The organism is Synechococcus sp. MIT2312, from assembly GCF_059772315.1.
Genome location: NZ_CM186281.1, coordinates 745,364 through 762,285, shown reverse-complemented (window position 1 = coordinate 762,285; position 16,922 = coordinate 745,364). Strand labels below are relative to the sequence as shown.

Here is a 16,922-nt window from a genome sequence, read left to right as displayed (position 1 = left end):
GCTCTTTCAGAGTAACGAGTTCACTCAGGATCGACCCAGCGTCCATCGTCTTTGATCAGCTGAATCAACGCTTGAACACCATCGGCTTCCGGGACTTTGCGGATCTCTTCGCGACCTCGATAGAGCGCGATGGTGCCCGGACCTTTGCCGACATAACCGTAGTCAGCATCAGCCATCTCGCCCGGGCCGTTGACGATGCATCCCATCACAGCGATGTCCAGCCCGGAGAGGTGAGAGGTTGCATTTCTCACCTGATTCAGCACTTCCTCGAGATTAAACAAAGTGCGACCGCAGCTTGGGCAGGCCACGTATTCGACCATGGTCTTGCGTAAGCCAATGGCCTGGAGAATTGAGTAGCAGACTGGGATTTCCTTCTCGGGAGACTCAGTCAGCGAAACTCTGATCGTGTCTCCAAGACCTTCTGACAGCAGGGTTGCGATTCCTGCGGTGCTCTTGATGCGGCCGTAATCCCCATCACCGGCCTCAGTCACTCCAAGGTGCAGGGGAAAATTGAACCCTGCGTTGTCGAGTGTGTCGGCCATCATTCGATAGGCAGCGAGCATTACAGGGGCCCTGGAGGCCTTCATCGAAATCACGATGTTGTGGAAATCGAGGTCGTCGCAGATCCGCACAAATTCCATGGCCGACGCCACCATTCCCTCTGGGGTATCGCCGTAGGTGAACAGCATGCGCTCCGCTAGAGAGCCGTGATTCACCCCGATCCGCAGGGCTTTGTTCTCCCTCTTCAGTGCCTCGACCAGTGGTGAGAATTTGTCTTTGATGCGCTCGCCGATGGCATCGAATTCCTCCTGACTGAAGTCCTGTCGGTTGGGGTCAGGTTTGTCGAAGACGAACAGACCGGGATTGATCCGCACCTTGTCAACGTGCTTGACCACTTCCAGAGCAATCCGAATGCCGTTGTGGTGCACATCCGCCACAAGCGGAACATTGCATCCCTGGGCGCGCAAAGCCGCACGGATCTGGCCCATGGCCTTGGCGTGGGCCAGTGTGGGGGTGGTCACCCGCACAATCTCACAGCCGACATCAACGAGTCGGCGGATCCCTGCCACGGATCCTTCGATGTCGAGGGTGTCCTCATTGATCATCGATTGAACGGCCACCGGGTGCTCACTGCCGATGGGCACTTCGCCGACCATGACCGTGCGCGTGGTTCGTCGGCGAATCACCGTGTCGTAACGGGGATTGATGGCAACTTCACTGCTGCTTTCAGGAGCACTGGTCAAGGTGCCGGTCATGGATCGGACGGGTTCTGAGCCAAACCTTGGCATAGACGTCAGCGCAGTGACTTGCCGATGTCCCAGTCGGGCCACTTTTGGCGCTCCAAGTGGACATCGATCCCGGTGCGTCTGAACAGCTCAGCTCTCCGAGAGCAGATGCAGTCTGCGTCTGGCTTCTCGCAGATCCTGCAGGGTCAGGTCCTGGGGTGTTCCTGCCTCGCGAGAGCGGAAGCGCAACAGGTAGGAGGGATGAAACACCGGCATGAAGTCGCGGCCGTCATGCTTCTGCCACCGGCCCCTCAGTTTGCTGATGCCGCTTCGGATACCAAGCATCGCCTGCAGGGCTGTGGCGCCTGAGAGCAAAACGAGTGCGGGATCAATCAGATCAATCTGTTGCTTCAGCCATGGTCGGGAGATTTCGATCTCCTTCGCTGTGGGCTTGCGGTTGTTGGGCGGCCTGCACTTGATCACATTGGAGATGTAGAGCTCGTGTTGTTCATCCAGGCCCGCTTCGACCATGAGTTCACTGAGAAGCTGTCCTGAGCGACCCACGAACGGCAAACCGCAGGCATCCTCGTCAGCTCCGGGTGCTTCACCGATCAGCATCAGGCGAGCATTCGGATTGCCACGCCCAACCACCACCTGAGGGCTCTGCTCGCCACGGTTCGTCCGGTTCAGCCGTGGTTCTGTCATCGAATTGTCTGTTCTGTTGATTCAGGCCGAAGTACAAGCAGCAAAAACCTCTGACTCTCTGGATCCTCCAACCAGCATTCCGCTCCGAAGGATTCCAGCCTCGGTTCTTCTGTGCTCCTGCCTCCGAGTTGAATCACGCGCTGCTGCCAAGCCTGCAGCTCCAGCAGGGGGTCAGCCTTTGCCCGCCGTTGTAGGCATGGCGCCAGAGCCGAGCCTGAGGCAGGCCATGGACGGTTGCGCGAGGGTGTGTAGATCTGCAGGCTTCCCTGGCCTTGCAGAAGCACAATCCAGTGATGGGCAGCCACTCCAGGTTTGAAGCTGGTGCCCAGAAGATCGGCATAGAACCTCGCCAGCTGCTCGGGCCTGCGTGCAGCCAGCACCCAGCTCAAAGCAATGTCGTCACCAGTCATTCCGACATGATCCCTGGTCTGGAGGCTGGCTGTGTGATCCGTTTCTGAGTTGTCGTGGACGTCACGTCTTCTCTGTTGTTTTTGACACCACATCAGGCAGGATGATCAAGCTTCTACCTGCGCATCCACTGGAGGGGTGCCGCTCTGATGTCACGCCCGCCATCCCTTTCAAGCCGGGCTGAAGCCCTCCAGCCGTCTCTCACCTTGGCGATCAGTGCAAGGGCTAAGGCCCTGCAGCAGGAGGGTCGCGATATCTGCAGCCTCAGTGCCGGGGAACCTGATTTCGGCACACCCTCATTCATTGTTGAGGCTGCGATTCAGGCGCTGCGTGATGGGGTCACGCGTTATGGACCTGCTGCTGGAGACCCTGCGCTGAGGCGCGCGATCGCCAGCAAGATCACGAGCGAGAACGGTCTCCCCACGGCGGCGGAAGAGGTGCTGGTGACCAACGGGGGGAAACAGGCCATCTTCAACCTGTTCCAGGTATTGCTCAACCCCGGCGATGAGGTGTTGATTCCTGCGCCCTACTGGCTCAGTTATCCCGAGATGGCACGCCTGGCCGGTGCCCGGCCGATCTCAGTCCCATCATCGGCGCTCAACGGTTTCTGCCTGGATCTTCAGGCTCTCGAAGCAGCGATCACTCCGGCCACCCGTTTGCTGGTGATCAATTCACCAGGCAATCCCACCGGCCGTGTCCTCAGTCTTGATGAGTTGCAGCAACTGGCCGAGCTTGTGCGGCGTCATCCGCGTTTGCTGGTCATGACCGATGAGATCTATGAATATCTGCTGGATGACGGCGTTGAGCACCACAGCTTCGCTGCTCTGGCACCTGATCTGAGAGATCGATGTTTCATGGTGAATGGCTTCGCCAAGGGCTGGGCGATGACCGGATGGCGCCTTGGCTATCTCAGTGGCCCCGCCTCAGTGATCAAGGCAGCCTCCGCTCTTCAGAGCCAGAGCACCAGCAATGTGTGCAGCTTTGCGCAGCGAGGAGCCATCGCCGCCATCGAGGGCTCCAGGGACTGTGTGAGACAAATGGCGGAGAGCTACAACGAGCGCAGGACCCTTCTGGTTCAGGGGCTCCAGGCCCTCCCAGGCATCACGCTCGTTCCGCCCAATGGAGCCTTCTACGCCTTTCCCCAGCTTCCCGAGGGCTGCGGCGATTCGGTGAGCTTCTGCAAGAAGGCACTGGAGGAGGAGGGTCTGGCCATCGTTCCTGGTGGCGCCTTTGGAGACGATCGCTGCGTGCGTCTGTCTTGTGCTGTCTCGCGTGAGACGATCGCTGACGGCCTCTCTCGCCTCTCTCGTTTGCTTCCAGGCGGCTGAGGTCCGCAAACACTCGCATCACCAACAAGATTTTTAGACGCATGCATCCACGAGAACGCCGGGCTGTTGTCCTGATGGCCGTGCTGCTTTGCCAAGGTGTCACGGTCTTGCCTGTTGTCGCTCAGCCCACACTCAAGGTGGGGGCCATCCCTGATCAGAATCCTGAGCGACTGAATCGTCTCTATGGCCAGTTGGCTGACGAATTGAGTGAACGTCTCAACGTGAAGGTGCGCTATGTACCGGTCAGCAACTACCCAGCGGCTGTAAGCGCTTTTCGCACCGGTGGACTGGATCTCGTCTGGTTTGGAGGCCTGACCGGTGTGCAGGCGCGCCTGCAGACGCCAGGGGCTCAGGTGCTTGCTCAGCGCGACATTGATGCCCGCTTCCGCAGTGTCTTCATCGCCAACACAAGCTCGGGGCTGCAACCGATCAGCTCGATTAACGGTCTCACCAGTCTGCGAGGCAAGCGGTTTTCTTTCGGTTCAGAGAGTTCGACCTCCGGCCGTTTGATGCCACAACATTTTCTTGCCAAAGCCGGAGTGACACCAAGTCAGTTCAGTGGTGGTCGGGCCGGATTCAGTGGCAGCCATGACGCCACGATCGCCGTGGTGCAGAGCGGTGCCTACGAAGCGGGTGCCCTCAATGAGCAGGTCTGGACATCGGCGGTGAACGACGGACGCGTGAACAGCAAAAAGGTGAGTGTGATCTGGAGAACTCCTGAATACGTTGATTACCACTGGGTGGTTCGCCCCAAGCTGGATCAGCGGTTCGGGCAGGGTTTCACCACGCGCCTCCAGAAAGCGATTCTTGGTCTTCAGCCCACCACACCCCGTCAGGTGACCATTCTTGAGCTGTTTGCTGCCAAGCGCTTCATTCCAGCGGAGGCGAGTCAGTACAAGCCGATCGAAAAGGTGGGCCGGGAGTTGGGCAAGATCAGGTGACAACGCTGTTGGAGCTGGATGAGGTGCGTGTTGAGGGTCCCCACGGGGATCGGCTGAACGCTGTCACTTTCAGGATCCAGAGCGGTGAGCGCATCGCCCTGCTCGGACGCAGCGGTGCCGGCAAGAGTTCACTGATCGGTGTTCTCAACGGCAGCCTGTCCCCAGCGTCAGGGCACGTGCGCTTTCAGGGTGCAGCGCTTGCGTCGCTCAGCCGGCGACAGCGCGCGCGGATCGGCACCCTCTGGCAGGACCTGCGTCTGATCGAAGAACTCAGCATTGGGCAGAACGTCAACGCCGGCGCTCTTGGCCGCCATCGCCTGCCGTGGGCTTTGGCCAACCTGTTGTTGCGGGTCGATGCGGAGGCCAGCCGATCCTGTTTGCGTCAGGCAGGTCTGGAGGAATCGCTGCTGGCTGACACGGGGCTTGATCGTCCTGTGGGGCAGCTGTCGGGAGGTCAGCGGCAGCGAGTGGCCCTGGCCCGACTGTTTCGTCAACAACCTGATCTGATGCTGGCGGATGAACCCCTTGCCAGTCTTGATCCCGCCATTGCGGCCGAAGTCCTGGAGCGACTTCTCACTTCTGAAGCCGATGGCACTCTGCGCAGTGGTGCGCAGGCTGTGCTGGTGTCCTTGCACAGACCGGAGCTGATCGATCGTTTTGATCGGGTGCTTGGCCTTCGTGCTGGACGACTTGTGATCGATGCGCCTGCATCGGCTGTCTCAGTCGATGATCTGCGCGATCTGTATGCGCCGTGATCGTTGCAATGCGGCCTACTGCACCAGCCCTTGTGCTGTTGCCGGCTCTTGCCCTGCTGCCGGTGCTGATTGTGGTGCTGAACGGAGCCCATGGCGGTGGGGCGGAGATTTTGGGCTCCTTTGTGGTTGGCGCTGTCAGTCCTTCCATGGACCCGGCTCTGTTGAAGGCCTTGCTGATCGGTCTGCAGGTCACGATCGCCACGGCACTCACTGGATGGAGCTGCAGTCTTGTGTTCGGCGTGTTGCTGGGGTGTCTGAGTTCGGAGCGCCTCTGGCTCACCTGGTCGCTTCCTGTCTGGCCAGCGATCGTGTTTCAGCGCCTGATGGCCCTCCCCCGCTCCGTCCATGAGCTGATTTGGGGATTGCTGCTGCTGCAGGTGCTTGGGCTGCATCCCTGGGTTGCGGTGATGGCGATCTCGATTCCCTATTCGTGTCTGATCGCCCGTGTCTGGCGCGATCAGCTGCAAAGCCTTGATCCTTCCCGGCTGCAGGCCATGCTCCAGACAGGCTCTTCTCCCATGGCTGCCTGCATGACGGCTTTGTCGCCTGCCATGGGCTCGGTTCTGGTGAGTTATGGGGGCTACCGCCTGGAGTGTGCGTTGCGCAGTGCCACCTTGCTTGGAGTCTTCGGGCTTGGCGGTCTGGGGATGGATCTGGAACTGAGTCTGAAATCTCTGCAGTTCCATGACCTGTGGACGGGACTGTGGTTGTTGACGCTGGTCACCGTTGCTCTGGAGCAGGGACTCCGCTGTTGGAGGCGCTGGGGTGAACAGGCTCAATTTGGACAGCGCCAGGTCATGGGGTTTGCCCTCGCGGTTGGGTTGTCAGCAGGTCTTGGCGGTGTCTGGCTGGCTCACCTGTTTCCCGAAGCAGGTTCCCTGAACTGGCTTCCTGTGCAATGGCCTGATTTCAGCAGTCTGCGCCTGGCGGCTGAGGAGCTCCCCTGGATCTCGATGCTGCGGGACACCTTGATCCTGACGGTGCTGTCGACTGGCATCGCCATTGGTCTGCCGCCATTGCTGCTGCTGCTGACCCCCGCGCGGCTCTGGCAACGCTGCATCAGTGGTTTCTGGATCCTGGTACGGGTGATTCCTCCACCTCTCGCCGTGCTCCTGCTCTTGCTGAGCAACCAGCCAACTCTGGCCATTGGCGCATTAGCACTGGGGCTCCATAACAGCGGTGTGATGGGGCGATTGCTGCAGGAGAGCCTGGAGCAGCAGGACGGCTCCGCTCAAGTTGCTCTGGCCAGCAGCGGAGCGTCGCCCCAGGTGAGCTGGCTGTATGGATTACTCAGCCCCAGGAGCCCCTCCCATCTCGCCTATGGGGCCTATCGCAGTGATGTGATTCTGCGTGAAACGGTTGTGGTCGGTCTGATCGGTGGAAGCGGTCTGGGCTGGCAACTGCTGGAATCGCTCAGCTCCTTTCACTGGGCGGCGGTGTTGCTGTTGATCACCACCTATGCGGTGCTGACCCTGACCGGTGAATGGCTCAGTGATCGCTCACGGCAGCACTGGCTGCAAAGCTGACCCTGTTCAGCTGAACAGCAGTGGATTCATGCGGGCTCCCCGTCAACTGATCGTGATCGGAGACAGCGGCGTGGTGGGCTGGGGTGATCGTGAGCGAGGCGGATGGTGTGAACGTCTTCGCTGCCATTGGATGCAGCTCCCGGATGCTCCGCTGATCTACGGGCTCGGGATTCGCGGTGATGGTCTTGAGGCGGTGTCTGCCCGCTGGGAACGCGAGTGGTCTTGCCGAGGGGAATTACGCCGGAAGAAGCCCGAGGCCCTGTTGCTGTCGGTGGGGCTCAATGACACGGCTCGGGTCGGTCGTATCGATGGCAGGCAACCCCTGGATGCGCAGGCTTTTCGCTTCGGTTTTGAACAACTGCTTCGCGCCATTCAGCCCCATGGATCGGTGTTTGTGCTGGGGCTGACGCCTGTCGATGAACAGGCGATGCCGTTTGCCGACTGTCTTTGGTACCGCAACAGTGATATTGCTCTACATGAAGCTCAGATCGAGGAAGCCTGTCTGGAGGTGGATGTTCCTTATCTCTGCCTTCACCGGGCCATGCAGGCTGAGCCTGAATGGCTGCAGTGGTTGGAGCCGGATGGCATCCATCTCAATGCCGATGGGCATACCTGGATCGAGCAACGTCTGCGCTCATGGAGTGCGCTCCAGCAATGGGCTGGGCTCCAGCCATTGCAACAAGTTATGCCCTGCTAAACGAGCAGCATTGCGAATGGAAATTTATTGGTTTTAACAAGCAAAAAAACAATAAGCTTGCGATTTTATTTGGACATACTGCTGTTATTGATTCAAGTTTGGTGTTGAACATGGCTTGAACGTTTTAATTGAATTTTGCCAAATTCTTTTCTTGTTCTCAGTGCTATCAGGCTATTCAATATTCGATGTGTTGACGCATGATTTTTGATGGCTAGCGTTAAATCGATCAGAGGAGATTAATGGCTTCAGCATTTTATCTTGATGTCCCCGCTTCTGACCCTGCTAACCCGCAAGCCAAGACTTGGGATTTTGTTTCTTCCTTAGATGGAAGTGCTGTTTTGATCGGTGAGTTTGGACAGGCGGATCGTACGCCGAAGAAAAATACACCATTATTTGGAAAAACTCTGGGTGTAAGCCATGCTCTCCACAATAATAATAAAAGTGCAAATTATAACTTTTGGAGCCTGATATCAAAGCAGGTAATGGCTGTCGATCACTCAAGTTCCAAAACAATTAGAGACTCCGCCCGTAATATTTTAGAGGCAGCCTTGCTTTATCCCGGTGAGCTGATGACGACAGCAGAGATTTCGAAACAGGGAGACAAGTTGTTCTGGGCACAGGACATAGAATTTTACCCGGGAGAAATTGGTAACGCAACACCCCAGGAAACTGCCAATCAAGTGTATGCAGGAATCATTGCTTTGCTATGGGCAGGCAGGCACTATTATGGAGCGGATTTAAAAATAATACCTGTTGCGGGTAGTGCTGTTTTGCAAAATTTAAATCCTGATAATGCTCAAAGCAAAGGATATGGCGGATTCGTTGATATTGAGAGTCTTTTAGCTTCAAAAACTTATTTGGCACAGCTCAAGCTCGGGGTTCTGCCGAAAATCAATAATAAATCCCCAAATTTAATGTCAACGTTGCATAAAAATGGCTTGATTGATGGATTTATTAATCAGGATTATAATGCTTCAAAATTGCCGGGCCAGGAGCCTATGGCAACGTTCTCTGCCTCGCTCAATACGCCATTTGCCAATCAGGTCAAGTATGCGAATGTTGTGGCGGATCCCACTTTGAATCATCCTTTCAAGCTTTATTATTCGGGAGGCTCTTTACCTGTTGATGCATCGGTTTTCTTTACCACTAGGGCTAATGCCAAGCGTGTAAATCCAATCAAAAATTTCTTTACGCCTAAAGAAAATAATATTATTTCTATCAATGCCAGTCACTTTCAGGACCTTTCAGGCAGTCCTGTTGTTGATCTGACGTCACTGGCTGGCAATCAGTCGGTTGATGTGGTGGTTGAGCTTGGGCGCAATGCTGGGAATGATTCGTATGCTGGTTTCTATAAGGTATCTGATGCTAATGGTGCTGTTAATGATCCTTTGACAGGCCAGCAGATTCTTCCGGGTGACCCGAGCTATGCGAAGGTTGCGTTGGACAAAGGCAACCTGATATCAAGTATGAAAGATTTCGAATTGGATCAAAATGGGCGTCAGGATGTTGTAAGAACTGTTGTGGAGGGCTTCATGATGGCGCCTTTTGCTATCACAACAGTATCAGGTAAAGAGACTCCTTATTTTGCCTTTTTGGATGCTAATAGCGATGGTATTAATCATTTCAAGAGGCTAGGCCAAAATGCATTCGGTTTTGAAGATATTTATGGTGGTGGCGATTTTGATTACAACGATTTGGAGATTTCGTTGCGCTTCATGGATGTAACCTAAAGCTCTTTGTTTTTATTGTTATGGTTTAAGAAAAACGAGTTAAGTTTTCGGGCTTATTATTCATGCAGATTGTGTAGGCTTTGATTCAAACGAAGATGACGCGCTTTTTCCTCTATTCACTGTTTTCGTTGATTCTTCTGGCTTTGCCTGCGGCTAAGGCTCAGCAAGGTCTTGTGAACTGTGAGGCCTTCTCCAGTGGTTTCAGCACTCCGGAGGGCTGTATCGATGGTTCACAACCCAGTTCAGGCCCAATTCCCGCGAATCAGGATGGGATCAATGACGACTGGGGTGACATGCCCTTTGGTTGGTATGGGCCGGGAGACTGGATGGATTTCTAGTGGCAGTCGGTTGGATCTTCCCTGTTGATGCGTGGGCTCTTGAGCAGCTGTGCGAGCGCTCCCACCGGCCACCCGAGGTTGCGCAAGTGGCGGGCAAGAGATCTCGACGCCTCGTAATAGCCCTCTCCGTAGCTGTGGGAATAGCCGATCTCCTTCAGTGTCAGAAGAAGCAACCGGTGCTCTCGACGGGTGCCCTCTCTTGCCTCCAGCAATTGGAAGCCCCGCTCTCTGAGCTGCTTAAGGGCCTGTTCGTTCAGATCGTCTTGAAACCCCAGATACATCACATGGTCGATCTCTCTATACGCGGTGAAAACTCGGGCGCCGCGGTGGATTTCCAGGAATTGGTAGCGCTCCGTGACGGCGATCACGGCATCCATGCAGGGGGCGAGCAGGGCATCCTCGATCTGAACGATGTTCATGGCGTTGCGCTGCCGGCGGCCAGACGTTCTTCGCAGGCCACTTCGTAGTTCCTGACTGCACCAGCAGGGATCGAACCGTTGCTTTTGAGTTGGCGTACAGAAAGCTCGACACACTGCAAGACCACGCTGGTCAGCTCGCGACCCTCGCACTGAGCCCAGCTGCGTAGCAGCACATGCAGGCTCGGTGGAACGGAAACCGTGAGCTTCACCTGGTTTTCCCGTGGGGGCGCCATCCGCTCGGTCTTTGCGTCGATTGCACTATAGCTTTAAGTCACTGTCAAGCAACCACGCGGTAGCTGCTGGGTAGCTGTGAAGTTGCTCTAAGCCTCTTTAGGTTTGTGTCTGTTACCGTCTTGGTCGCGTGCGGTTACCGCAGGGTGGCTGCCAAGGGACTTGGCGCTTCAGCGGACCCAGGTGATCATCCGATTGTTGGCGGGCATCAAGGTGATGTTCTGAAGCTTCAAGCCCTCTTCACAGGCTTGTTTCATCACCGTCGTCTGGTCTCGCACTCCCCAGGCTGGATTTCTCTCGCGCAGTGAGGCATCGAAGCTGCGATTGCTCTCACTGACGTGATCGCCGTCCACGCTGAAAGGGCCGTAAACGCAAAGCCTTCCACCGCTTGGCAGCACGGCCGCTGATTGCGTGAACAGGGCGATTGTGCAGTCCCAATCAGAAATATGGAGCAGGTTGATCGCAACCACTGCCTGTGCAGGCTCCGTCAGTCGGTTCAGCCAACCTTGGTCTCTCACATCCAGTTGCAGGGCAGCCGGCATCTTCACAGTCAGCTGCTCGTGACGAATCCATGAGTCGATGCTGCGGCAATGCTCAGGATCAGGATCACTGCATTGCCAGGTGAGCGCTGGAAACCGTTTCTGGAAGGTGACGCCGTGCTCACCGGATCCGCTGGCAATTTCAAGAACTAATCCTTGGGTTGGGAGTTGATCCGCCAGGACATTTCCAATCGGGATGCGGTTGCGCTGGGTGGCAGGGAAGATCAGGCGTTCATCGCCGAAGCAGGAATTCATGCGATCAGTGCTGTCGGTTTCAGTCTGTTGATCGGCGGTTTGCGTTCATCGTTTCAGACTGCTTTATGTGTGTTGAGCATGAAGGCAGCGACTGCTCTCGATAGCTTGAAGGCATCAATCGGGAGATTGCGTTGCCGCTCAGTTCGGTTGCCGACTACCTCGACTGGGTGATCAGTTTTGACGTCAGCAATGTCCGTCAGGAAGTGCTGCTGCTTCGCAGGCGCTTTCCAGATGCGACGGCCTATGAGCTTGCGGAGCAAGCTTTCAGCGACGTGCGTCTGCGCGTGATCACCGCCGGCGCTGCCATGGGTCTGGCTGCTCACCCGTTGCTGAGCATGGCTGGAGCGCTTGCTGATCTTTCCGTCACCACTCGAGCGCAATTGTTCGCTGCAGCCTGTGCAGCCGAACTGTTGTGTCCAGGTTTTCTTGACAGCGAAACAGCTCGCTATGAATTGCTCGTTCCGGTGCTCGGCTCGAGCGTGATCAGTCAGTTGACTATGGAATTCGGCATGAAGGCTGCGAAGACCGCAACACGCGAGGTCGTGGTCAGATTGCTCAATCAGGGCAGCCTGCGGGTGGTCAATGCTGTGATCACAAGAGTTTTTGGGCGCAGGGTGACGCAGAGAGCCCTGATCACCAAGACGATTCCTCTTGTGGGCTGCGTGATCGGCGGCGCCTGGAATGCCATGGAAGTTGAGGTGATCCGCGGCCGCACGCTTCGATACCTTTCGGACCAATTCATGGGTCCGGTGAAGGTTGTCAACGTTGAAGTGATTACCAACTGATTGAAGAAATGAGCTGGCCAGAAGGTTGAGGCGATGCTCAGTCAGGCGATTCGATCAACCAGGGTGTAATCCAGCAAGCTCGTTGTGTTTGACAGCTTCGAAGCAGTTTCCGGCTTATGAGGCAATGCCTTGTTCATTCTTCGTTTGTTTTAATTCTTCTCCTCACTTCCCGTCGGTTTTGGGTCAAAAAATCATGGACTATTTTAAGTGTCAAGTTCATTTGATCGTCAATCAACCAGTTCGCTTTCATGCAGTGAGCCCTTGAAATGCTTGTCGACCCTGTGTCAGAACAGTAGGAGCTAGAAAAGATTGATGAAGAGAAGTCGCTCCACTCGTTTTTGGTTATGGATTTCCATATCTTTTTGTTTGGGAATGATTTCAGTTGTAGGAGCTGCGATAACGGCTTTTCTTGTGTCGTCCTCATTCAATGCAAATCAGCAATTCGTGGTTCGGAAAGTTCTTCCGCGAGATGAATTGTTGGAGCGCCGGCGGATGGAAATGAGGGCTTTTCTTGACTATAAAAAACAATCGGCGGAAATGTTGGTGGAGCGGATGTATCGGAGATATCTGCAAAATCCCGATGTAACCGTGAATTTTCTGGTCGTTTCCGGCGGTGGCCAAAAGGGGGCCTTCGGGTCTGGATTCCTTGTTGGATGGTCAGGTGTCGAAAAGGGGCTGGGGGCGATGCCTTTGTTTGATGGTGTGACTGGAGTCAGTGTCGGTTCGATTATTGCTCCTTTTGCATATATCGGTAAACAAGAAAGTCTGAAAAAGATTGATCATTTTTTTCGCAACCCCGATCAGAATTTATTAATGTTGAGAAATCCGCTTCGTCTGCTGCCACATAATTCAAGTTTGTTGAAAGTCTCCGGCTTGGAGACATCATTCCGCGATGTATTCAGCCTTGATCTTGCCGAAAATATCCTTAAGTCATCTGGCACCGGGCGAACTCTTCTTGTTCAGTCAACTAATTTAGACCTTGCATCTCCGAAAATATTTAACTTTATCTTGGCAGCAAAAGAGTCGCTCAAAAGCAATAGTAATGAAGCGATGGTCAATATACTTATGGCTTCAACCGCAATTCCTGGGCTCTTCCCTCCAAGGGAGATGCGTGATGGTCTTTATGTTGATGGTGGTGTTGAGGGTAATCTTTATTACGGTGGGCACCCTTCTAAGCCAGAAGAGACTTTTGGTGGAATATGGAAAAGAAAATTTCCGAATATTCCCATTCCCTTGACTCGTTATTGGGTGATTGTCAACAGCAATCTACCAGAGCTTCCGATGAATATTAGGCCAGGCTGGGCAAGCGTTGCTGCACGAAGTCTCGATGTTAAATATCGATCAGCGGAAGTTGTTGCGCTTCGAGAGCTTTATGCCATTGCTGATTTGACGCGTTTTCGAGGCCTTGGTGATGTTGAAGTGCGATGGGTCTCCATCAATGAGCCAATTGAAAAGCCAGGCTTTCCAAACTTATTTGAGGAGAAGGAAATGCGGCGGCTATCCGATTTGGGTAGGCGTCGTGGTGGTGATCTGAATTCGTGGAATCTTGTGGCGCCTTGAATTGTCTTTGTATCTTGAGCGATTGTTCATTTATCTTTTTTTGATGCTGATGCATCGTAGCTGTAGTGAACTTCTGGCTTTTGGGATTTGCAAGAATCTCGATTGATAGGCAATGATTAATGCAGGTCAATACACTGACTGGCTTACAGCCTGGTGGCTGTTCGCCAGGATCGAGAAGTCTCTGGGCCGTCTCCGATGCGCCTGGTCGTCTCTGAGGTTTGATCGAAGCCTCTGGCCTAGGCTCGGAATCGTTATCAATACCTCAGATTGTTGTAATTCACACAGCCATTTCCTGAGCTTTGTCGCTGAATGGTCTGAGCTGCTTTTTGCGGATGAGTTATGAACCTGGCAGCTTGGATTGCCGTCAGTTGATTGATGCCAAGCATCACCTGGAGCTCGCACTGGCTTCACTCAGTGGTCTGCCCCAGAGCGATCACATTCAACAACAGCTCAAAGCTGTTCATCAGCAGCTTGAGGGCATGCACGATCTCAAGAGGTCTCTTCAGGTTGACAATGCCTGACCACTTGCTCTTGCCTTCCCCAATTCGATTGATTTGATGCGCTTCTGGGTGACAATGACGTCACCGACCTCAGCCCGCATGTTCGAAAAGAAGGATCGTCCTGCCTGGCTCAACTGGTTGTTCCTGGGCATTTTCCTGCTTTCGAGTTGGCAACTCGCTGGCTTCTGGTTTGAGAAGCTGCACGGCTGAACGCCTCGTTTAATCGGCTGCGATCGCCTTGGCGGCGCTGCGCGGCACTTCAGCCGCTGGCTGGGCAGATGTTCTGTTCAGTTCACGCTCGAGCGCTTCAACCCGTCGCTCACGCAGACAATGTTTGCAACCGCCAGTGGTTTGGAGGTGTCGTTCAGGCGTGATGGTGATTTCCCGAACAGGGTGCTTGCAACAGCGAATTTTGACAGGGCTCTTGAAGCTCCGCCATTGGATGCCGGTGTAGTCGAACTGATCACCGAAGCGCTGTTTGGCTCGCTTCAGGAACGTTTCCAGCGTGATCCTTGCTCCCATCTCTGCAATCTATGGGCTGTGGCCGGCAACTTTGCTCACCCTGTTATCCGTCTTCACGCTCCATCAAGGTTGCGCGAGCGCCAGAGTGCTCGGCCCTGATGGTGGTGCAACGGATGGCCGCAAACGAGGCCGTTGAAGTGACGAACTGGACTCATCAGCCAGCCTGGCTGAGACCTGACGACAGCCAGATCTGGATGGATCGCTGCATTCAGCGGATCAGCTGGGATCAGCCGCAGGTCCGCGTCTATGGGCGATGGCATCGTGTGCCAAGGCTGACGGCTTTTCTGGCCGATCAGCAGGTTGCCTATCGATACAGCGGTGCAGTTCATCGAGGAGCGGGCTGGCCGGACTGGTTCCGGCCATTGCTGGACCTTGTCTCGTCCCGAAGCTCAGCGCCGTTCAATGGCTGTCTGTTCAATCTCTATCGGGATGGTCAGGACCGGATGGGATGGCACGCTGATGACGAACCAGAGATTGATGCGTCGTTTCCGATCGCTTCGCTGTCGCTGGGATCAAGCAGGGATTTGCAATTCCGCCATCGTGTCAGTGGAGCCCGTTGCGATGTCTCACTGGCTGACGGCGATCTTCTGCTGATGGATCCTGATTGTCAGACGCTATGGATGCATGGCTTGCCGGTGAGAAAGCGCGTGAAGCAGGCAAGGCTCAACCTCACGTTCAGGGTGTTCCGTTCAGTGGACTGATCAGCAGACCCCAGATCGGAACGCTGATCAGCGCGACCAGTGTGCTGATCAAGATCAGTTGTGCCGGTCTGGCTGAGTTCACCTGTTCGGATTCTGCGATCAGCAGAACGGAAATTGCCGTTGGGGCAGCCGCCTGCAGAACCAGCGCCTGACGCGCAAAGCCAGGCAGGGGAAAAGCCAGGCTGATCAGAAGCATGAGCGCTGGAAACACCACAAGTTTGCAGATCAGTGGAGCCGTCAGATCGACTCCCGGGCCGTTCAGCTTGCGTGCTGCGATATCACCCAGGCGCATGCCCACCACAACCAGCGCCAGCACGATCACAGCCCGCGACGGCAGCCAAAGAGCATCACGGATCGGTTCATGCCATGGGGTTGCCTTCACGATCAGTGCACCAAGCAATCCTCTTGTGGCTGGACTGGCGCTGAGATGTCCAAGAAGATCCCGCCAGCGCTCACGGATGGGTTCCGCTTGGCCTCTTCGGCTGAGCCAGAGAGGTCCCAGGCTCCAGGTCAAAAGGGTTGCGCCCAGGTCGTAGCCAATGCTCACCGCCAGGGCCTCCGGTGGAAGCAGGGCCAGGGTGGCTGGAATCCCGAAGTAAGCCGTGTTGCCGATGCAGCTGCCCATCTGCAGATCCGGTTGGCCCAGAGCAGCGATGCCAGCACTGAACCAGTGCAGGATCACAAGCATGAGGGCGATGGCTGCGACTGCGAGTAGCGCCATCCCAAACAGTGAACCGTTGATGCCGCCATGCAGCAGCAGCCCCATCAGGCTCAAAGGAACGCCAAATCGCACCAGTGGAACAGCCAGCGGTGCAATCCACTGAGGTCGCCATCGTCCGATCAGTGCTCCCCCGAGCAGGCAGGGAGCCATCTCCCAGAGGAGGTTCAGCACGGGGACTGCTTCAACACATCAAAACTAGGAACCCAGGCCCTTGTGCCAGACTTCCATCCGTCCGCGCCAAGGGGGAATTTTGACCGTCGCTGCACCCTCCTGCTTGATACAACGGCATTTTCTTCAGCTCAGTGCGACCCTGGCTGAGCGATGCCAGCAGTTGCAGTTGGAGCTGTCTGATCAGGTGGCCAGCCTTCCTTTTGGTAATGAACGTTGGTTGGTGACCGAACGGGAGCTCTCGGCGGCAGAGGATGCGCTGCTGCGTCTCCACGACCGTGTGGATCAGCTTGTCTCGATTCCGTAGTAGTGAAGGGGGACGCCAAACGTCACCACGTCATGCGGATCGCTTGGCAGCAGGGCCACGATGGCAAGTTCTCGGTCGTCGAAGGCTTGCTTGGATTTAACGACGAAGGCTGCCGCCTCCGACGCGCTCCATAGAGGGGCTCCACCGCTGCGTTCTTCGCGATAGATCTCCAAGAGTCCTGCAAACTCCTCTCCGTAGTGGGCATTGCTGAGCATGAGCTCCAATGCCGACTGATCACTTCTGGTCTGGATCAATTCGAACAACTGCTGCATCAGTGGATGGTCGATGGTCGTGGAGACCCGGACAACATTGCCGATCGTTCCCACCGCGGTGACGTGGAATCGCCGTCTGTCGGACCGGGCATCGATCACCGCGACGGGCAGCGTCAGATCCCACTGATGATGGGCCCCCACATGGATGGCAAGGCTGCGGAGATCTTCGGCGTGGTCTTCGCAAAGCTGCTGAACCCGTTCGCGTTGGTCCATAACGCCTAGAGGTGAGGGTGAGCAGACAGGTGCATCGTTGCTCTGCCTGGCAGGCAGACCATCAGATCAAGGCTG

Annotated in this window: 23 protein-coding genes; 14 read left to right on the top strand and 9 right to left on the bottom strand. The window is 55.6% G+C overall.

Translation table 11 applies throughout. The features are described from left to right. Nucleotides 1-20: 20 nt before the first annotated feature. From ispG to AC6EI9_RS04665, 3 genes are all read right to left on the bottom strand, one after another. Nucleotides 21-1,256, bottom strand: a complete 1,236-nt coding sequence (gene ispG, locus AC6EI9_RS04675) for a (E)-4-hydroxy-3-methylbut-2-enyl-diphosphate synthase (protein WP_498469364.1) — start codon at nucleotides 1,254-1,256, stop codon at nucleotides 21-23. 120 nt (nucleotides 1,257-1,376) lie between these two features. Further along, the gene (locus AC6EI9_RS04670) at nucleotides 1,377-1,931 is read right to left on the bottom strand and encodes a uracil-DNA glycosylase (RefSeq protein WP_498469363.1); all 555 of its coding nucleotides are present in this window, start codon (nucleotides 1,929-1,931) and stop codon (nucleotides 1,377-1,379) included. Further along, complete coding sequence (locus tag AC6EI9_RS04665) at nucleotides 1,928-2,341, bottom strand: VOC family protein (protein ID WP_498469362.1); 414 nt, start codon at nucleotides 2,339-2,341, stop codon at nucleotides 1,928-1,930. The genes AC6EI9_RS04670 and AC6EI9_RS04665 overlap by 4 nt, the downstream gene beginning before the upstream one ends. A 147-nt stretch (nucleotides 2,342-2,488) precedes the next feature. On the opposite strand from AC6EI9_RS04665, the gene AC6EI9_RS04660 reads away from it, so the two are divergent. The 8 genes from AC6EI9_RS04660 (at nucleotide 2,489) to AC6EI9_RS04625 (ending at nucleotide 9,654) form a co-directional block, all read left to right on the top strand. After that, complete coding sequence (locus AC6EI9_RS04660) at nucleotides 2,489-3,667, top strand: pyridoxal phosphate-dependent aminotransferase (RefSeq protein ID WP_498469361.1); 1,179 nt, start codon at nucleotides 2,489-2,491, stop codon at nucleotides 3,665-3,667. Between the two features lie 41 nt (nucleotides 3,668-3,708). Beyond that, nucleotides 3,709-4,608: a putative selenate ABC transporter substrate-binding protein gene (locus tag AC6EI9_RS04655; protein ID WP_498469360.1), complete on the top strand. Its 900-nt coding sequence runs from the start codon at nucleotides 3,709-3,711 to the stop codon at nucleotides 4,606-4,608. Continuing rightward, nucleotides 4,605-5,363 (top strand): phosphonate ABC transporter ATP-binding protein, encoded by a 759-nt coding sequence (locus AC6EI9_RS04650; RefSeq protein WP_498469359.1) that lies wholly within the window; start codon nucleotides 4,605-4,607, stop codon nucleotides 5,361-5,363. The genes AC6EI9_RS04655 and AC6EI9_RS04650 overlap by 4 nt, the downstream gene beginning before the upstream one ends. An 8-nt stretch (nucleotides 5,364-5,371) precedes the next feature. Beyond that, entirely contained in the window at nucleotides 5,372-6,889 is a 1,518-nt protein-coding gene (locus AC6EI9_RS04645) for a PhnE/PtxC family ABC transporter permease (RefSeq protein WP_498469358.1), read from the top strand. 28 nt (nucleotides 6,890-6,917) lie between these two features. Next, nucleotides 6,918-7,586, top strand: a complete 669-nt coding sequence (locus AC6EI9_RS04640) for a GDSL-type esterase/lipase family protein (RefSeq protein WP_498469916.1) — start codon at nucleotides 6,918-6,920, stop codon at nucleotides 7,584-7,586. After that, complete coding sequence (locus AC6EI9_RS04635) at nucleotides 7,544-7,705, top strand: hypothetical protein (RefSeq protein WP_498470161.1); 162 nt, start codon at nucleotides 7,544-7,546, stop codon at nucleotides 7,703-7,705. Before AC6EI9_RS04640 ends, AC6EI9_RS04635 begins: the two co-directional genes overlap by 43 nt. A 120-nt stretch (nucleotides 7,706-7,825) precedes the next feature. Further along, entirely contained in the window at nucleotides 7,826-9,316 is a 1,491-nt protein-coding gene (locus AC6EI9_RS04630; RefSeq protein ID WP_498469357.1) for a DUF4114 domain-containing protein, read from the top strand. 95 nt (nucleotides 9,317-9,411) lie between these two features. After that, nucleotides 9,412-9,654, top strand: coding sequence for a hypothetical protein (locus AC6EI9_RS04625; protein WP_498469356.1), 243 nt, complete (start codon nucleotides 9,412-9,414; stop codon nucleotides 9,652-9,654). Here AC6EI9_RS04625 and AC6EI9_RS04620 read toward each other — a convergent pair. The 3 genes from AC6EI9_RS04620 to AC6EI9_RS04610 form a co-directional block, all read right to left on the bottom strand. Further along, the gene (locus tag AC6EI9_RS04620) at nucleotides 9,651-10,073 is read right to left on the bottom strand and encodes a hypothetical protein (RefSeq protein ID WP_498469355.1); all 423 of its coding nucleotides are present in this window, start codon (nucleotides 10,071-10,073) and stop codon (nucleotides 9,651-9,653) included. The genes AC6EI9_RS04625 and AC6EI9_RS04620 overlap by 4 nt on opposite strands. Then, a complete protein-coding gene (locus tag AC6EI9_RS04615; protein ID WP_066905332.1) occupies nucleotides 10,070-10,306 on the bottom strand; it encodes a hypothetical protein in 237 nt (78 codons plus the stop codon). Before AC6EI9_RS04615 ends, AC6EI9_RS04620 begins: the two co-directional genes overlap by 4 nt. Before the next feature lie 168 nt (nucleotides 10,307-10,474). Beyond that, a complete protein-coding gene (locus AC6EI9_RS04610) occupies nucleotides 10,475-11,098 on the bottom strand; it encodes a DUF938 domain-containing protein (protein ID WP_498469354.1) in 624 nt (207 codons plus the stop codon). A 131-nt stretch (nucleotides 11,099-11,229) separates the two neighbouring features. On the opposite strand from AC6EI9_RS04610, the gene AC6EI9_RS04605 reads away from it, so the two are divergent. The 4 genes from AC6EI9_RS04605 (at nucleotide 11,230) to AC6EI9_RS04590 (ending at nucleotide 14,153) form a co-directional block, all read left to right on the top strand. After that, the gene (locus AC6EI9_RS04605) at nucleotides 11,230-11,883 is read left to right on the top strand and encodes a hypothetical protein (RefSeq protein ID WP_498469353.1); all 654 of its coding nucleotides are present in this window, start codon (nucleotides 11,230-11,232) and stop codon (nucleotides 11,881-11,883) included. Between the two features lie 312 nt (nucleotides 11,884-12,195). Then, nucleotides 12,196-13,443 (top strand): patatin-like phospholipase family protein, encoded by a 1,248-nt coding sequence (locus AC6EI9_RS04600; RefSeq protein WP_498469352.1) that lies wholly within the window; start codon nucleotides 12,196-12,198, stop codon nucleotides 13,441-13,443. Between the two features lie 332 nt (nucleotides 13,444-13,775). After that, nucleotides 13,776-13,964 (top strand): hypothetical protein, encoded by a 189-nt coding sequence (locus AC6EI9_RS04595; protein ID WP_498469351.1) that lies wholly within the window; start codon nucleotides 13,776-13,778, stop codon nucleotides 13,962-13,964. A gap of 54 nt (nucleotides 13,965-14,018) precedes the next feature. Continuing rightward, nucleotides 14,019-14,153 carry a hypothetical protein gene (locus AC6EI9_RS04590; RefSeq protein ID WP_255483307.1) on the top strand — a complete coding sequence of 45 codons (135 nt, stop codon included), beginning with the start codon at nucleotides 14,019-14,021 and terminating at the stop codon, nucleotides 14,151-14,153. A gap of 9 nt (nucleotides 14,154-14,162) precedes the next feature. Here AC6EI9_RS04590 and AC6EI9_RS04585 read toward each other — a convergent pair whose 3' ends face one another. Next, nucleotides 14,163-14,465: a DUF723 domain-containing protein gene (locus AC6EI9_RS04585; RefSeq protein WP_498469350.1), complete on the bottom strand. Its 303-nt coding sequence runs from the start codon at nucleotides 14,463-14,465 to the stop codon at nucleotides 14,163-14,165. Nucleotides 14,466-14,578: 113 nt separating this feature from the next. Here AC6EI9_RS04585 and AC6EI9_RS04580 point away from each other — a divergent pair, with 113 nt between their 5' ends. Beyond that, nucleotides 14,579-15,166 (top strand): alpha-ketoglutarate-dependent dioxygenase AlkB family protein, encoded by a 588-nt coding sequence (locus AC6EI9_RS04580; protein WP_498469349.1) that lies wholly within the window; start codon nucleotides 14,579-14,581, stop codon nucleotides 15,164-15,166. Here AC6EI9_RS04580 and AC6EI9_RS04575 read toward each other — a convergent pair. Continuing rightward, a complete protein-coding gene (locus AC6EI9_RS04575) occupies nucleotides 15,141-16,058 on the bottom strand; it encodes an AEC family transporter (protein WP_498469348.1) in 918 nt (305 codons plus the stop codon). The genes AC6EI9_RS04580 and AC6EI9_RS04575 overlap by 26 nt on opposite strands. A 40-nt stretch (nucleotides 16,059-16,098) precedes the next feature. Between AC6EI9_RS04575 and AC6EI9_RS04570 the strand changes: the two genes are divergently transcribed. Beyond that, nucleotides 16,099-16,362 carry a hypothetical protein gene (locus AC6EI9_RS04570; RefSeq protein ID WP_498469347.1) on the top strand — a complete coding sequence of 88 codons (264 nt, stop codon included), beginning with the start codon at nucleotides 16,099-16,101 and terminating at the stop codon, nucleotides 16,360-16,362. Here AC6EI9_RS04570 and AC6EI9_RS04565 read toward each other — a convergent pair. Further along, nucleotides 16,341-16,847 carry a hypothetical protein gene (locus AC6EI9_RS04565; protein ID WP_498469346.1) on the bottom strand — a complete coding sequence of 169 codons (507 nt, stop codon included), beginning with the start codon at nucleotides 16,845-16,847 and terminating at the stop codon, nucleotides 16,341-16,343. The genes AC6EI9_RS04570 and AC6EI9_RS04565 overlap by 22 nt on opposite strands. Nucleotides 16,848-16,922: the final 75 nt, after the last annotated feature.

Excerpts from the sequence above, each read along its gene's own strand:
- ispG (WP_498469364.1), bottom strand. The coding sequence starts at position 1,256 with ATGACCGGCACCTTGACCAGTGCTCCTGAAAGCAGCAGTGAAGTTGCC.
- AC6EI9_RS04670 (WP_498469363.1), bottom strand. The coding sequence starts at position 1,931 with ATGACAGAACCACGGCTGAACCGGACGAACCGTGGCGAGCAGAGCCCT.
- AC6EI9_RS04665 (WP_498469362.1), bottom strand. The coding sequence starts at position 2,341 with ATGACTGGTGACGACATTGCTTTGAGCTGGGTGCTGGCTGCACGCAGG.
- AC6EI9_RS04660 (WP_498469361.1), top strand. The coding sequence starts at position 2,489 with ATGTCACGCCCGCCATCCCTTTCAAGCCGGGCTGAAGCCCTCCAGCCG.
- AC6EI9_RS04655 (WP_498469360.1), top strand. The coding sequence starts at position 3,709 with ATGCATCCACGAGAACGCCGGGCTGTTGTCCTGATGGCCGTGCTGCTT.
- AC6EI9_RS04645 (WP_498469358.1), top strand. The coding sequence starts at position 5,372 with ATGCGGCCTACTGCACCAGCCCTTGTGCTGTTGCCGGCTCTTGCCCTG.
- AC6EI9_RS04640 (WP_498469916.1), top strand. The coding sequence starts at position 6,918 with ATGCGGGCTCCCCGTCAACTGATCGTGATCGGAGACAGCGGCGTGGTG.
- AC6EI9_RS04635 (WP_498470161.1), top strand. The coding sequence starts at position 7,544 with ATGGGCTGGGCTCCAGCCATTGCAACAAGTTATGCCCTGCTAAACGAG.
- AC6EI9_RS04630 (WP_498469357.1), top strand. The coding sequence starts at position 7,826 with ATGGCTTCAGCATTTTATCTTGATGTCCCCGCTTCTGACCCTGCTAAC.
- AC6EI9_RS04625 (WP_498469356.1), top strand. The coding sequence starts at position 9,412 with ATGACGCGCTTTTTCCTCTATTCACTGTTTTCGTTGATTCTTCTGGCT.
- AC6EI9_RS04620 (WP_498469355.1), bottom strand. The coding sequence starts at position 10,073 with ATGAACATCGTTCAGATCGAGGATGCCCTGCTCGCCCCCTGCATGGAT.
- AC6EI9_RS04615 (WP_066905332.1), bottom strand. The coding sequence starts at position 10,306 with ATGGCGCCCCCACGGGAAAACCAGGTGAAGCTCACGGTTTCCGTTCCA.
- AC6EI9_RS04610 (WP_498469354.1), bottom strand. The coding sequence starts at position 11,098 with ATGAATTCCTGCTTCGGCGATGAACGCCTGATCTTCCCTGCCACCCAG.
- AC6EI9_RS04600 (WP_498469352.1), top strand. The coding sequence starts at position 12,196 with ATGAAGAGAAGTCGCTCCACTCGTTTTTGGTTATGGATTTCCATATCT.
- AC6EI9_RS04595 (WP_498469351.1), top strand. The coding sequence starts at position 13,776 with ATGAGTTATGAACCTGGCAGCTTGGATTGCCGTCAGTTGATTGATGCC.
- AC6EI9_RS04590 (WP_255483307.1), top strand. The coding sequence starts at position 14,019 with ATGACGTCACCGACCTCAGCCCGCATGTTCGAAAAGAAGGATCGTCCT.
- AC6EI9_RS04585 (WP_498469350.1), bottom strand. The coding sequence starts at position 14,465 with ATGGGAGCAAGGATCACGCTGGAAACGTTCCTGAAGCGAGCCAAACAG.
- AC6EI9_RS04580 (WP_498469349.1), top strand. The coding sequence starts at position 14,579 with ATGGCCGCAAACGAGGCCGTTGAAGTGACGAACTGGACTCATCAGCCA.
- AC6EI9_RS04565 (WP_498469346.1), bottom strand. The coding sequence starts at position 16,847 with ATGGACCAACGCGAACGGGTTCAGCAGCTTTGCGAAGACCACGCCGAA.